The organism is Rufibacter ruber (genome assembly GCF_014138425.1).
In the GTDB taxonomy this organism is placed as follows: domain Bacteria; phylum Bacteroidota; class Bacteroidia; order Cytophagales; family Hymenobacteraceae; genus Nibribacter; species Nibribacter ruber_C.
The window spans coordinates 1-12,944 of record NZ_JACJIQ010000027.1 but is presented as its reverse complement, the minus strand read 5'-3'; the positions used below and the strand labels follow the sequence as shown (position 1 = coordinate 12,944).

Sequence of the window (12,944 nt, the reverse complement as noted above, 5' to 3'; positions counted from 1 at the left end):
CAAGATTATGTATATTTACTATACTAAATAGAGTACTTACCCATAGGTGAGTAGTTACCTTTGAGTTAGTTTATTCAAAAAAAGACAATGGCCTTAAGCAAATTAGAGTATTCACCAGTACAGTGCAGTAATAGGTTATCAGCAACTGAAGACGCTATTTATGTGCTTGGAGGGAAATGGACGATAAGGGTAATGATTGGAATTCTGGGCGGGAATACCAGGTTCAACGAATTGCAACGCGCCTTGAAAAGTATCTCTGCTAAATCGTTGTCAATAGAATTGAAGAAATTAGAAGAAAATCATCTGGTGGAAAGGAAAGTATATCCTGACCAGACTCCTGTGATGGTAGAATATATTCCTACGGAATACAGCCATTCCTTAAAAGATGTCATTACCGCTTTGACCCAATGGGGAGCAGGGCACAAAAGGAAGATCATGGATTTGACACCGCAAGAGCAGGAAAATGAACTTGGCTAAACCCAAAGAAGTAAGGAGGGAGCGAGCATATTCAGCAAAGCCTGTTTTGGGCCTGTTTTCCGGAAAACAGGCCCAAAACAGGCTTTGCTGAATACCAATGAAATAAGCAGTACTCCTGAAAGAAGTACAGGCAGGATCGCTCAAAAGGCCTTAAAAAAAGACTCTAAACAGCTTTACAGGGTTTTTATCTGAGGCAACCCCAGCGCTAATTGAATGTCTGCCTAAATTCCAGCGGCGACATGTTTGTTTTCTTTTTGAAAAGTGTGCTGAAAGACTGTGCATGCTCAAAACCAAAAGAATAAGCAATTTCACTGACTGACAGATTGGTAGTGGCTAGCCTTTCTTTCGCTTTTTCTATCAGTTTCTCGTGTATATGCTGCTGGGTGTTTTGGCCGGTGTGCACCCGGAGCATATCACTCAGGTAATTAGGGGACAGGTTCATCCGTTCTGCCACATACTGCACGGTTAACAGCCCTGCCTCCTCAGGAAGGTTGGTTTCAAAATAAAGACTAAGTAACTGCTCAAATTTAGTGAGCAGATGGTGGTTGTTGTTTTTACGGGTAATAAACTGGCGCTCATAAAACCGGTTAGCGTATTGAAGCAGCAAGTCTATCTGAGACAATATGATTTCCTGGGTATGGCGGTCAATGTGCGCGCATTCTGCGTCTATTTTAGCCAGGATCGTTAACAAATTGTCTTCTTCTTCGGCTGATAGGTGCAATGCCTCATTGACGGCGTAATCAAAAAAGCCATACGTATGGATGGAGCTGGCCAGGTGATGTTTCAATAGGAAGTCTGGGTGGAAGATAAGCAGGTACCCAGAGCCGCATTCCATGTTCTGCAAATCCAGCGATTGCACCTGGTTGGGGGCCGTAAAACTGAGGACGCCCTTGTCATAGTCATAGTGCTGTTGCCCGTATTTTATTTTGCCCTTCGCTTCTCTTTTCAAAGCAACGCAGTAGAAACGGTTCACAAAACCTTTCCAAATGTCATCTTCCAGAAAAATACTTTCCTGCAGGTTAATAACGCTTACCAGCGGGTGCCGGGGAGCAGGCAAAGACAATAAGCGGTGAAAAGCTGAAACAGAGGTAATGGCATTCATAGAGGTAAATCAAACGTGGAAATAACCAGCGGCCGCACCCTGAGCAGATTTTTGGGCGGCCGCCGGTTAAAATTAATCAATCAGCCCCATGCTGAATTCATCATAAGGCTTACCGGTATCTGTACCCAAAGGCACAATGTTCTCTATGGTAAGCAGGTCGTCTTCGGTTAGCGCAACACGGGTAGCGGCTATGTTTTCCTCTACATACTTGCGGCGTTTGGTGCCGGGTATAGGTAGAATGCCTTTGCTCATAATCCAGGCCAGGGCTAACTGTGAAGGGGTAACGTTTTTGGCTGCGGCCATGGCTTCAATGGCTTTTACTAACTCAATGTTCTTATAGAAATGTTCCGCCTGAAAGCGGGGAATGGCCCTCCGGAAATCATTTTCGGGCAGGTCGTCTATGCTGCGGAGATTTCCGGATAAAAAACCGCGCCCCAGCGGAGAGTAAGCGACAAACCCAATGCCAAGCTGCTGCAGCGTCTGCAAAACGCCGCGTTCCTCCACGGTACGTTCAAATAAGGAATACTCACTTTGTACTGCCGTAATAGGGTGCACCGCATGGGCTCTTTTCACCGTTTCAGAAGACACTTCTGACAAACCAATATAGCCCACCTTGCCTTCTTTCACCAAATCTCCCATAGCCTGAACGGTTTCTTCTATTGGGGTGCTTTTGTCGAGGCGGTGCAGGTAATACAGATCAATATAGTCAGTGTTCAGGTTTTTAAGTGACCGCTCCACTGCTTTTTTTACATACTCCTTTTTACCGTTAATGGCCCAGGTGACTTTGTCGTGATCATCTATCTCCCAGCCAAATTTAGTGGCAATGATATATTTGTCTCTATTGCCTTCAATCGCTTTTGAGATCAACTGTTCGTTTTTTAGCGGACCATACAAGTCTGCCGTGTCCAGAAAGTTACCTCCTAACTCCAACGACCTATGAATGGTGGCAATGGCTTCCTGTTCATCTGCTGGGCCATACATGTGGCCATCTTCAAAACCAGTCATGCCCATGCACCCCAGCCCTATCATAGGCACAGACAGACCTTCACTTCCAAGTTTCATTTTCTTTATTTCCATAACGTTTAGTTTATATACCAAAAGTAGTGGAGCAGTGAAAGGCAGATGTTGGCAAACCCCTGTTACATGTGTGCAAATCAGGGAATGATTAGTTCTTGGAGAAATGATCAATTTTTAAACTAACCATTTTGTCTGAAAAGAGCAGGTGTGGTTGCTGCATCAGCTGCCAGTGATTTGCTGGTAACTTAATCGTAATTTGCTTGTTGATATAAGTATTGCCCTCAACAAGAATGTTATTTACAAACGGCGAAATCCCTGTGTGATTTTTAAATCGAAAAAGCAGGCATTCAAGACTATTGCCTTACGGACGTTTATACTTGCAGCCATCATTGCTCCAGGCTAAAAACTTGCAGAAGGCAGAAGGTAAAATGGAGCTTCTCCAATAAAGGCGGTAGAATATGGCTGCCGGAGAAACAGTTGTAAGGGAACTGGAGCTGCGGCAAGAAGTTTTGTTCTAAAAAACAATTATTAAATACCCATCAATATACCGGGAACTCCGGGTCTACCTCCTGCGCCCATGCATGTACGCCGCCTTTGAGGTTGAGCAGGTTGGTGAAGCCGTGGCGCTGCTGCAGAAACATCAGTGCCTGCGCGCTCCTGAAGCCGTGGTGGCAGATCAGGACCGTGGGCGTGTCTTTGGCTATCTGGTCAATAGCCTTGGTCAATTCACCCAACGGGATCAACTGCCCGCCCAGGTGGCAGATAGCCCACTCCTCAGGTTCCCGCACGTCAATCAGTTGCAGGTTCTCCTGGCGGTCCAGGCGCTCTTTCAGTTGCCGGGGTGTAATTTCTGGGATCATGCGGTAAAATTACAGCATTTTTCGGCGCAGCCGAAAGGAATCTGCCGCAACCTGTTGAATTGCTTCTATTTTTGTGCGCCTGCCTTTTTAAGGGAAAGCCGTTTTTGGCCTCCTTTCCTGAAAACAGGCCAAAAACGGCTTTTTGATCTATGGACTTCTTCTCCCCTGACTACTGGACCCTGGACACCCTCACTGAAGTGGTGGGCGTGATCACCGGCATTCTGTGCGTGTGGCTGGCGGCCAGGCAGAACATCTGGACGTTTCCCGTGGCGCTGGTGAGCGTGCTGCTGTACATTGTGATCTTCTACAAAGCCCGCCTGTATGCTGATATGGGGCTGCAAGTCATGTTTGCCCTGCTTAATTTCTACGGCTGGTACATGTGGCTGCATAAGGGCAGTCAGCGGGTGGAGCGGCCGGTAACGGCCATGACCAAAGCGCAATGGGGCTGGCTGCTGCTGTTTGTGCCCGTCTTTACCGTGGGGCTGGGCTATTACCTGCACCAGCACACAGATGCTGACCTGGCTTACTGGGATGCCGGCACCACGGCCGTGAGCCTGGGCGCCCAATGGCTCATGAGCCGGAAGAAACTGGAAAACTGGCTCATCTGGCTGGTGGTAGACGCCGTGTACGTGCCTATTTACCTCTACAAAGAGCTTTACCCCACCGCCGGGCTGTATGCCATCTACCTGGTTCTGGCCTGGATAGGCTACCGCGACTGGAAGAAGAGCATGCAGCCGCAAACCCTTTCACCTGGCCAGGCAGCAGGGTAGGTTGAACCTGAAAAACAGGGCTTAGCAGCATTCCCTTGCAAGAAAACGGGGCAGATGGCGCAATTAACCCCCTCTGGGGCGAGTGGCGCTTGGTACGTTCAGAGGCAGTAGCTTCTGTTTTGGGGCTGTTTTACGAAAAGTAGCTCAAAAACAGAGGCACCAGCCGCCGCTTGCCCCGGGCAAACTCCTCCCAATAAACCTATAGAGCGCTCTTACCAGGCTCCGTCTATCAATTCTGCGGCGGCGGAAATGGGGGATTTCTCCAGAAGGTATTTTTTTCCGGGATCGCTTGAAAAATTTATAGCCTTACGGGGGAACAAGGGCAGATTTTTCTCATAATCACTCTAAAAATGGAGGGTTGGTTTGCCTGGCATAAAGTTTAGGGCTTGTTTTGCAGCTGTACTCACCAGATGCCGTTTCTGCGGCAAGACTTGCTATGAAGAAGATTTTCCTGCTAGCCCTGCTGATTTTAGGAGTGGCGGTTGCCCAGGTTCAGGCCCAGAACAACCGCCGCCATGACACCAACTTCAACGGCTGGTACATGTATTTCGGGAATCACAGACTTACTGACAAAGTGGGGCTGCACACAGAATTCCAGCTGCGGCAATACAAGGTTATCACCCGGCAGCAGCAGCTCATGCCGCGGGTGGCACTCACGTATAACCTCTCAGACAATGCGTTTGTGGCCTTTGGCTACGCATACGTGCACACCTACCCCTACGGCGACAACCCGGCCGCCCATGATTTTCCGGAGCACCGCACGTACCAGCAGCTTCAGTTTAGAGACCAGCAGGGTATTTTTGGGCTGACCCACCGGTTCAGGCTGGAGCAGCGCTGGATCAAATTCGCCAATGCCCAAGACTACACGTACCTGAACCGGGTGCGCTACCAGTTTAGAGCCAATATCCCGCTGCAGGGGCCTTCTATTGAAGACAAGGAGTTCTACTTGGGCGTGTATGACGAGGTGTTCATCAACTTCGGGCCCAATGTGACCACCAACTTTCTGGACCAGAACCGCGCCTACGCCGCCTTGGGCTACCGGTTCCACAAAGACGCCTCGGTAGAGGTTGGGTACCTGCACCAGCACGTGGCCCAGCGCAACGGCGTCTGGTTTGAAAACAACCACACCCTGCAGGTAGGGCTCACCTATAACCTGGACTTCCGGAGGAAAACCGAAACGGCGAAATAGCGAAGCCTCTTTTTTGAGAAGGGCCTGCCCGCGGTTTCTTTGGCAGGACCAGATTCTTTTGGCTATTTTCACCGCTGAGAATTTTCTGTTTCTGGGCTGTTTTCTGAAAAACAGGCCGAAAACAGATTTACCCTTTATCCCGCTTTCGTGCTGAAAATAGCCATTACCGGTCCGGAGAGTACGGGCAAATCTACCTTGGCCCAGCAGCTGGCGCAGCATTACGGTGTGCCGTGGGTGCCAGAGTATGCCCGCGAATACATTGCCCACCTGGGCAGGCCGTATGAGGCGCATGACCTGGAGAAGATTGCCCGCGGCCAGCTGCAGCGGTGGCAGGAGGTGCTGGGCGCGCAGCCGCCGCTGGTGTTGTATGACACGGAGCTGCTGGTCCTGAAAATCTGGTCTGAGCATGCCTACGGCGTGTGCGCCCCCTGGATTTTGCAGGAGCTCAAGCGGCAGGACGTAGACCTGTATCTGCTCCTGAACATAGACCTGCCCTGGGAGCCGGACCCGCAGCGCGAGCATCCGCACCTGCGGCAGTACTTCTATGACTGGTACAAACGCGAACTGGAGGGGCTGGGCGTGCCCTATGTGGCGATCTCGGGCTCTTCTGAGGAACGGCTGTTGAACGCCATTCAGGCGGTGGAGCAGGTGCGGCAGCTGAGATCTTTTCAGTAGGCGCCGCATACCTTAAACCCATGTGTTGATCAAACCCGTAAACAAATAGAAACGCCTGTTCTTACGGCCTTCTACCCCTCATCAAACCATAACTTGACCTTGGAAACCACTTTTCTTGAAAACGATCTGGTACGCGTAGGCGTGAAAAGCCACGGGGCCGAACTCTGCTCCCTGGTAAAAAAAGACAGCAATTGGGAGTATCTCTGGCAGGCAGACCCGGAGTTCTGGAACCGCCATTCGCCCATCCTGTTCCCCATTGTGGGGCGGTTGCCGCAGAACCAGTTCCTGCACCAGGGCCAAACGTACAGCCTGCCGCAACACGGTTTTGGGCGGGATAATGTATTTGCGCTGGTGGGGCAGACAGAGAACCAGCTGGTGTATGAGCTCAAAGCTTCTGAGGAAACCTTAAAAGTGTATCCGTTCCGGTTTACGCTAAGGGTGGTGTACACGCTGCAAGACCAAACGCTGGAGGTGAAGTGGCAGGTACGGCATGCCGGCGAAGGGGAGATGCTTTTCTCCATTGGCGCCCACCCTGCGTTCCACGTGCCTATCACAGAAAACGGCGCTTTTGAAGACTACTACCTGGAGTTCTCCCAACCCGAAACCCTTTCCCGGTACCTGCTGGAAGAAGGCACCGGCTTGTTGAGCGGCGCCACTGAACCGGTGCTGGACAACATGGCCCTTCTGCCGCTGAACTATGACCATTTTGAGAAAGACGCCCTGGTGTTCAAGAACTTCAAGTCTGAGCGCGTGACCCTCAAATGTGACCAGCACCCGCATTTTGTGCAGATGGACTTTGCCGGCTTCCCCTTTCTGGGTATCTGGACCAAACGCCGCGGCGCGCCTTTCCTGTGCCTGGAGCCGTGGTACGGCGTGGCTGGCAGCGCCGGTGGCCCCGTAGAGCTGAGCGAGAAGGAAGGCATGCAGTCTGTTGGTTCCGGTGAAACCTTTGAAGCCGCCTATACCATTACCATAGGTTGATCTGTTTTGGGCTGTTTTCAGAAAAACAGCCTCAAAACAGCCCCAAAACAGCCTTTAGATTTTCTTTATGGAAACCATTTCCTTCTTCGCCAAAGATACCGCCTTTGGGCGTTCTCTAAACTTAGCTGATTTTGGCATTGAGTTAGACGGGAAATAGTGGCCCTTAAAGAGCATTATTTCCAAACCCTGAAGTTTGGAGATGCAGCGTATCAGGAAAAGATCAGAATCGCTGCCTCTCCCAGAATGGCAAGGGAGTTGGGCAGGACCAGACAAATTCACATTAGAACTGACTGGGAGGAGGTACGGAAGGAGGGTATGCTTTCCGCGGTGCGGAAGAAATTACAAACCCATACCGTGTTAATGGAGCTTCTGCTCTCTGCGCCTTTGGCCGAGGCGTCACCGTATGACTTCTTCTGGGGGATTGGGGCTGATGGCACGGGGCAGAACAGGCTAGGCCATCTCCTGATGCAGGTACGCGAGGAGCTTCAGGGGTGAGAAGTTCTTCTATCTAACTCAAGTTGCGATTTATTAAAGCAGTTGACCCGTTACCTACCCCTTTAAGGAGGGGGCTTTCTACTGAGGCTTTTGCAGATGATTCCCCTCTTGGGAGGGGTAGGGGTGGGTTGTCACAGAAGGGCAGTAACCATTGCAACTTGAGTTATTTAATTGCATAGCTGATGCCCAGCAACAGATTGGTGGAGGTGGTTTTTAAGGTGCCTCCGGTCAGGATAGGTTCTTTGTTGGTGTCCAGCAATCCCCAATTATGCCGCGCTTCCACTGACCATCTCCACGTGTTGGAAAGGTTTCTTGAAAAACCAATTCCGGCGCTGAGCCCGCCATCTATTCTGCCGGTGTAGGGGGTGAGGTTCAGATCTTCGTCTAAGGCGCTTACCTGCTGTTTGAAAAGGTAGGCTAAGTAGACTCCCGCTTTGCCGTAAAAGCCGGTTTGGCCAACGTTCTTCCCAATGAACAGGGGCATGACCAGGTAATGGTAATGGGTGCGTACGGTATACAGCTGCTCTCCCTGCAGATGGCCTTGTTCATCATAAACTAGGTTACTGCTTTCTTCTTTATTGCCTTTGTTCTCATACAGGAGCCCCGTTTGCAGAAAAAACCGGTTCAACTGGTACCGCAACGCCAGGCCCGCCACCGGCCTGATATCCCCTGACGCTTGATCTGTAAGTTCACGTCCGCGCAAGAAGGTATGGCTGGGACCAGCCTGTAATAGAATCTCTAAGGTTTGGCTTGTCTGCTGGGCAAACCCAAGGACAGGGAAATCAATCAGGAGGAAGAGGAGCAGGTAAATGCGGCGGGGAATCTTGTAACGTACAGTACGCATGTACAGAGGCAGTTGGTTTCTGGTATGTACGTGCGAGGGTGGGTTTTGGCTCTGGTGAGATAACTGCTTCTGGTAAGCGGAACAATGACCTGTATTGACGCTTTCCTACTTATAAAAAGCTTTATTTTTCTGTCCCTTTATTGGCTTCTCAAAGCTGCCACCTTCTAAAATATCTTCCTGCTAGCGTTAACCCTAATCATAACCTGCGAGTGGATTTGGTTTCAAACACCTGTTACGCCTAATGAGTTGGCGGCCTCTTCAACGGCTTCTTTTCTCCTGCCCGTAATAGCTACTTCCGCTCCTTGTTTAGTCAATGCTTTTGCCAATGCCGCTGTTGCCGTCCGTAATGACGGCAACTTTCTCTTTTAAACTTGTCATTTTAGTACGTGCTATTTAAGTATTAAATATTGGATGCTACACCTGTCATTTTTTCGCTCCAATGGCACAGTTGCTTTGCCGTGGCCTCATCCAGTGAGTGTGCTTTTACACCCGCAGAAATAGCGGTGTCAGAAGCCAATTCGGGAATGTCTCCATCTTCACAGTACACACCTCCAGGCTGTTGAGCAAGGGGCTGGTGGCAGCCCAGACAGTGGTGGCGGCCCCTTGCGGAATGGTTTTGAGCGAGGCCAGGACTTCGGGCAGCATATTGCCTTCTGCATCACAGAACCCCATTTGCTGAAACAGTTCCAATGGCGCTTCTCTGCCTAACTCTGTGCCCCCAAAAGAACCAGGTGTACTGAATAAGCTCTTACCTTGTATGTTTTGGCTCTATTGTCTAATTCCAGGGCGAATAAATTACTGGCAGTTTTAGATTGCCCGTAGGCTTGTAATGTCCGAAGCTGTTTAGAGTTTTAGAAACCGGCAGGCAAAGGCTGCCGGGTAAGGTTTTTCACCAGCCTGTAGTTTCTGTTTTCGGCTTATTTTTCAAAAAACAGGCCGAAAACAGAAACTAGAATCTTGACCAAATGCCTTTCTATCAAAACTCTAAACAGCTTCGTCTCATAGTCCCTATGAAGGAATTGGGGTCTTTAAAACAGAAGGGTGCAAATTGGTGCCCTTGAGAGGAGACATTGACTACCCTTGCCCATTGGCTTTTTTAAGGGCAGGCCAAAGGTTTGCCGTCAGTTGAAACTGTGCTACATAGTTAGTCCCTAACGGAGATTCTATGCCCCGGTTATCTTTGCGTAGCGGTACCTACAACATGCTTGCGTTGTTGATGAGCAGATGAAGCGGTCTGCCTGATGCTAAGAAGTTTTCAGCAAACGCATCAATTGAATTGAGATCCATCAGGTCCATTGCCGCCAACTCTACATGGGCAATGCCCTCCAGATTTCTTTTCGCTTTCTCAATGTCTCTTGCAGGAACAACCACGGTTGCCCCTGCGGCTGCAAGTGTTTTGGTTGTTTCCAGACCTATGCCTGTGTTACCCCCTGTAGCAATGGCAAATTTTCCTGTGAGGTCAATGCCTTTAATTACCTCACTTGTGGAAGATGCGGCGTTAAACCCTGAACCTACTGGTTTCTGTAACGCTCCCTGATAATTGTTCTTTCCCATTTCTTTAACATTTAATTGTTTTGTTGGGACAAAGGGAGATAGCATGCTGAGCGGTAGCTTTGTTCAAACGTCTGAAGTTGCTTTGTTCAAACCGCCAGTTTGTTTTCTTTGAATCTCAGGTATAATGGGGTAGGTGTTTTTATTGTTTTTGCGTCTCCTTTACCACGGAATCTCGCCTGTTGCCGGGTTTGTTTCTTCGCTGAAGAACTTTCCGGTGGGGCCGTTTTGGTCTATCAGGGCGTATTTCACAATGCGTTTGCCAGCTTCTTCCACCTCACCTCCATTGTGGTTAGTGAAATCGGTTTTGGTATAACCAGGACAAACGGCGTTTACCTTGAAAGCTGTGTCACGTAATTCATAAGCCAAATGCACGGTATACATATTCAAAGCGGCTTTTGAAGAACCATATACTGCATATTTTGCATAGTCATAGGCTGGCCAGCTCGGGTTACTTTGTAGTGAAAGAGACCCCACGCTGGTGCTTACATTGACAATTCTTGGCTCAGTTGATTGATAGAGTAAGTCAATAAAAGCCTGTGTCACTCTTGCTACGCCTACTACATTGGTATTGAAGGCAGCCATGAATTGGTCTGCCCCCGCCTCAAGTGCGGTATAGGGCGGCCTCCCTCCATTGATACCCGCATTATTGATAAGAACATCTAGTACCTCTGTCTTCTTGCCAATTTCCTCACGCGCAGCTTTTACAGAGTTGTCATCTGTTACATCTAGTTGGATGGCTTCAGTGTTGGTTAGCCCTTCTGCATGTAACCTTCTTACAGCTTCCCGCCCATTTTCCAGTTCACGGCTTCCCAGATAAACATAAAACCCTTTTTGCAACAGTTGTCTGGCAGTTTCAAACCCTATGCCTTTGTTCGCTCCAGTAATCAATGCTGATTTCATTTTTATAAGTATTTTAATAATGAAGAGCCTGTTTAGTGTTTTCTGATCATAGGCGTAAGTGTCTGCTTTTTGGAAGTCTTTTGAAGCTGTTTGCTTCTGTTTCTGGCCTGTTTTCGCAAAAGAAGAGCCAAAACAGCGACACAAGCGGGTGCTGGCGCCAGTACAGAAGCTGTCTAAAGCTCATTTTTGGAAATGCTAAACAGGCTCGAAGCAAAGTAGGCTCTTCTAAAAATGGAATCATTTACCATTTGGTAAAAACCAGGTTTACCTAATGTTTTTTCTTATTCTGCTTAAAGACTGCTGCGTGATTCTTAGCTAGGACGCGATATACGCTAATGGAATTCGGTTGACAAGGGACGGGTAGTTTTCTATAAATTCTAGATAACGTGTTGTCGCATGCCAGCTTGAGCAAAGGCGGGGGATTTTTAGCACAAGTGTTCAACCAAAATTTGCAGAAGCCCCATTGTAGCCGCTCACCCCCGCTTTTGACAATACATGGTTACCAGCCATTTTCTGTCAGTAGTTTAGATAATGGGCAATGCACCACCGTCAACTGAATAATTTGTGCCTGTGATATATTTTGCTTCAGAAGAAACAAGGAATGCTACAAGGTTAGCAATTTCTTCGGGTTCAGCCATTCTTCCCATTGGAACACCTACTTTGTCTATTAGTGCTTTGAACGCCTCGTCAGGTGTGATGCTTGAAGATTTGGCTATATTTTCAACAAACTCCAACATTAACGGTGTTTTTACCACACCCGGTGAAACTACGTTTACCCGTATTCCTTTTGAGCCTACTTCGTTTGCCAATGCTTTACTGTAAACATTCAACGCTGCTTTGGCAGAAGAATATGACATGGTCATTTCCCAAAGCGGTTGTTTTGCAGCACCGGTAGAGATGTTGATAATAACACCACTTTTCTGCTCAATCATAGTAGGCAATAACGCTTTGTTAATGCGAACGGCTGACATAAAATTGAGCTGCCAATCATTATTCCAATGCTCGTCTGAAAGAGCACTGAAGCCGCCGCCCGGACTTAAATTAGCCCCTGCGTTATTAATGATGATGTCTATCCGGCCATATTTTCCCAGAATTTCTTTTGCAACTCTTTCTGCACCTTCGGGGGTGGCAAGGTCTGCGGAAATGAAATACTGTCCGTTGGTGTTTTCTTTTGGTGCAGTGCGTGCCGTTACCACCACTTGCATACCTGCCTTACTTAAATTGTCGGCAATGGCTTTTCCAATGCCTTTTGTTCCGCCTGTTACTAAGGCAACTTGTCTTTCTACTAGATTGTCCATATTGCTTTTAAAGTGAGTTGCAAAGCAATAGACAATACTTTACTTTTGAAAGTAGTTACATGAATGTATAGTAATAACACAAAGTAAAGCGTTCAACAGAATCAAGTAGTTATGAACAAAAAAAAAGGTAGCAGCTCTGAAGAAAAATGTACACTTCAGGAAATTTTAGGTGTAATAGGCGGAAAATGGTCTATGTCGATCATCTATGCCTTGTTTACCGGTAAAAAGCGTTTTAGCGAGTTAGAACGGCTTGTGCCAAACATAAATACCCGAATGCTGGTCAAAGAATTGAAGAATATGGAAGCAAATGGAATCGTTGTCAGGGAAGTTTTTGCGACCGTTCCCCCAACAGTTGAATACACCTTAACAACAAAAGGAAGAAAATTAGAGCCCATTATCAATGAGCTGTATAAATGGGGCGTTGAATATGTTGGCTAACCGTGACGGTGGTGTTAGGTAATTGGCCGTTCGTGATATTTTTTTAATCAGCGAAGAACTGTCCAGTCCAAATGTAGAAGTTAGATGTTCGTCTGTTGAATTTCAGTTGTGTAGGCCGAATAGTGAACTGTCAGTGAACGGTTCTCCGCAAGCTTTAGAACTGACGGGTTTTGTAGTTGTCTAAATTGACCGCCAACGGTCTTGGCTAAAAAGCGTGCAAGGCCGTCGGCCGAGATGACTTTTACACAATGTGCTTGTTGCACAACTGGTTGAAGATAAACGTAAAAGGATATTCCACCAAATCATTTTACGATGCAGGGCAGGAAGCACTTTGCCGATGAGAA

Annotated in this window: 15 protein-coding genes; 7 read left to right on the top strand and 8 right to left on the bottom strand. The window is 48.2% G+C overall.

Features of this window, described 5'->3' with window-relative positions; translation table 11 throughout:
* The first annotated feature begins 87 nt into the window (after positions 1-87).
* Positions 88-477, top strand: a complete 390-nt coding sequence (locus tag FHS90_RS21055) for a winged helix-turn-helix transcriptional regulator (protein ID WP_182514468.1) — start codon at positions 88-90, stop codon at positions 475-477.
* 205 nt (positions 478-682) lie between these two features.
* Here the strand turns inward: FHS90_RS21055 and FHS90_RS21050 are convergent, their stop codons facing one another.
* The 3 genes from FHS90_RS21050 to FHS90_RS21040 all read right to left on the bottom strand — a co-directional run bounded on the left by FHS90_RS21050 (position 683) and on the right by FHS90_RS21040 (position 3,456).
* On the bottom strand, positions 683-1,579 hold the full coding sequence (locus tag FHS90_RS21050) for a helix-turn-helix domain-containing protein (RefSeq protein ID WP_182514467.1): 897 nt from the start codon (positions 1,577-1,579) through the stop codon (positions 683-685).
* A 72-nt stretch (positions 1,580-1,651) separates the two neighbouring features.
* Positions 1,652-2,656 (bottom strand): aldo/keto reductase, encoded by a 1,005-nt coding sequence (locus FHS90_RS21045; protein ID WP_182514466.1) that lies wholly within the window; start codon positions 2,654-2,656, stop codon positions 1,652-1,654.
* A 479-nt stretch (positions 2,657-3,135) separates the two neighbouring features.
* Positions 3,136-3,456: a rhodanese-like domain-containing protein gene (locus FHS90_RS21040; RefSeq protein WP_066834603.1), complete on the bottom strand. Its 321-nt coding sequence runs from the start codon at positions 3,454-3,456 to the stop codon at positions 3,136-3,138.
* Between the two features lie 149 nt (positions 3,457-3,605).
* Here FHS90_RS21040 and pnuC point away from each other — a divergent pair, with 149 nt between their 5' ends.
* The 5 genes from pnuC to ybiA all read left to right on the top strand — a co-directional run bounded on the left by pnuC (position 3,606) and on the right by ybiA (position 7,566).
* Positions 3,606-4,226, top strand: coding sequence for a nicotinamide riboside transporter PnuC (gene pnuC / locus FHS90_RS21035; RefSeq protein ID WP_066834600.1), 621 nt, complete (start codon positions 3,606-3,608; stop codon positions 4,224-4,226).
* A 436-nt stretch (positions 4,227-4,662) separates the two neighbouring features.
* Complete coding sequence (locus FHS90_RS21030; protein WP_066834598.1) at positions 4,663-5,415, top strand: DUF2490 domain-containing protein; 753 nt, start codon at positions 4,663-4,665, stop codon at positions 5,413-5,415.
* Positions 5,416-5,562: 147 nt separating this feature from the next.
* Positions 5,563-6,090 (top strand): ATP/GTP-binding protein, encoded by a 528-nt coding sequence (locus FHS90_RS21025; RefSeq protein ID WP_066834596.1) that lies wholly within the window; start codon positions 5,563-5,565, stop codon positions 6,088-6,090.
* A 99-nt stretch (positions 6,091-6,189) separates the two neighbouring features.
* Positions 6,190-7,071: an aldose 1-epimerase family protein gene (locus tag FHS90_RS21020; RefSeq protein WP_182514465.1), complete on the top strand. Its 882-nt coding sequence runs from the start codon at positions 6,190-6,192 to the stop codon at positions 7,069-7,071.
* A gap of 156 nt (positions 7,072-7,227) precedes the next feature.
* Positions 7,228-7,566 carry a riboflavin biosynthesis intermediates N-glycosidase gene (ybiA, locus tag FHS90_RS21015; protein WP_220483122.1) on the top strand — a complete coding sequence of 113 codons (339 nt, stop codon included), beginning with the start codon at positions 7,228-7,230 and terminating at the stop codon, positions 7,564-7,566.
* A gap of 163 nt (positions 7,567-7,729) precedes the next feature.
* On the opposite strand, the gene FHS90_RS21010 is transcribed toward ybiA, so the two are convergent.
* The 5 genes from FHS90_RS21010 to FHS90_RS20990 form a co-directional block, all read right to left on the bottom strand.
* Positions 7,730-8,410 carry a porin family protein gene (locus tag FHS90_RS21010; RefSeq protein WP_182514464.1) on the bottom strand — a complete coding sequence of 227 codons (681 nt, stop codon included), beginning with the start codon at positions 8,408-8,410 and terminating at the stop codon, positions 7,730-7,732.
* Between the two features lie 483 nt (positions 8,411-8,893).
* Complete coding sequence (locus tag FHS90_RS22325) at positions 8,894-9,055, bottom strand: hypothetical protein (RefSeq protein ID WP_220483121.1); 162 nt, start codon at positions 9,053-9,055, stop codon at positions 8,894-8,896.
* 549 nt (positions 9,056-9,604) lie between these two features.
* On the bottom strand, positions 9,605-10,009 hold the full coding sequence (locus tag FHS90_RS22535) for an SDR family NAD(P)-dependent oxidoreductase (protein WP_246387299.1): 405 nt from the start codon (positions 10,007-10,009) through the stop codon (positions 9,605-9,607).
* Between the two features lie 114 nt (positions 10,010-10,123).
* Positions 10,124-10,864, bottom strand: a complete 741-nt coding sequence (locus FHS90_RS20995; protein WP_182514478.1) for an SDR family oxidoreductase — start codon at positions 10,862-10,864, stop codon at positions 10,124-10,126.
* A 524-nt stretch (positions 10,865-11,388) separates the two neighbouring features.
* Positions 11,389-12,162: an SDR family oxidoreductase gene (locus FHS90_RS20990; protein ID WP_066834588.1), complete on the bottom strand. Its 774-nt coding sequence runs from the start codon at positions 12,160-12,162 to the stop codon at positions 11,389-11,391.
* A gap of 111 nt (positions 12,163-12,273) precedes the next feature.
* Between FHS90_RS20990 and FHS90_RS20985 the strand changes: the two genes are divergently transcribed.
* Positions 12,274-12,600 (top strand): winged helix-turn-helix transcriptional regulator, encoded by a 327-nt coding sequence (locus FHS90_RS20985; protein WP_182514463.1) that lies wholly within the window; start codon positions 12,274-12,276, stop codon positions 12,598-12,600.
* Positions 12,601-12,944: the final 344 nt, after the last annotated feature.

Coding starts and splice junctions, on each gene's coding strand:
- FHS90_RS21055 (WP_182514468.1), top strand. CDS start 88: ATGGCCTTAAGCAAATTAGAGTATTCACCAGTACAGTGCAGTAATAGG.
- FHS90_RS21050 (WP_182514467.1), bottom strand. CDS start 1,579: ATGAATGCCATTACCTCTGTTTCAGCTTTTCACCGCTTATTGTCTTTG.
- FHS90_RS21045 (WP_182514466.1), bottom strand. CDS start 2,656: ATGGAAATAAAGAAAATGAAACTTGGAAGTGAAGGTCTGTCTGTGCCT.
- FHS90_RS21040 (WP_066834603.1), bottom strand. CDS start 3,456: ATGATCCCAGAAATTACACCCCGGCAACTGAAAGAGCGCCTGGACCGC.
- pnuC (WP_066834600.1), top strand. CDS start 3,606: ATGGACTTCTTCTCCCCTGACTACTGGACCCTGGACACCCTCACTGAA.
- FHS90_RS21030 (WP_066834598.1), top strand. CDS start 4,663: ATGAAGAAGATTTTCCTGCTAGCCCTGCTGATTTTAGGAGTGGCGGTT.
- FHS90_RS21010 (WP_182514464.1), bottom strand. CDS start 8,410: ATGCGTACTGTACGTTACAAGATTCCCCGCCGCATTTACCTGCTCCTC.
- FHS90_RS22325 (WP_220483121.1), bottom strand. CDS start 9,055: ATGCTGCCCGAAGTCCTGGCCTCGCTCAAAACCATTCCGCAAGGGGCC.
- FHS90_RS22535 (WP_246387299.1), bottom strand. CDS start 10,009: ATGCTATCTCCCTTTGTCCCAACAAAACAATTAAATGTTAAAGAAATG.
- FHS90_RS20995 (WP_182514478.1), bottom strand. CDS start 10,864: ATGAAATCAGCATTGATTACTGGAGCGAACAAAGGCATAGGGTTTGAA.
- FHS90_RS20990 (WP_066834588.1), bottom strand. CDS start 12,162: ATGGACAATCTAGTAGAAAGACAAGTTGCCTTAGTAACAGGCGGAACA.
- FHS90_RS20985 (WP_182514463.1), top strand. CDS start 12,274: ATGAACAAAAAAAAAGGTAGCAGCTCTGAAGAAAAATGTACACTTCAG.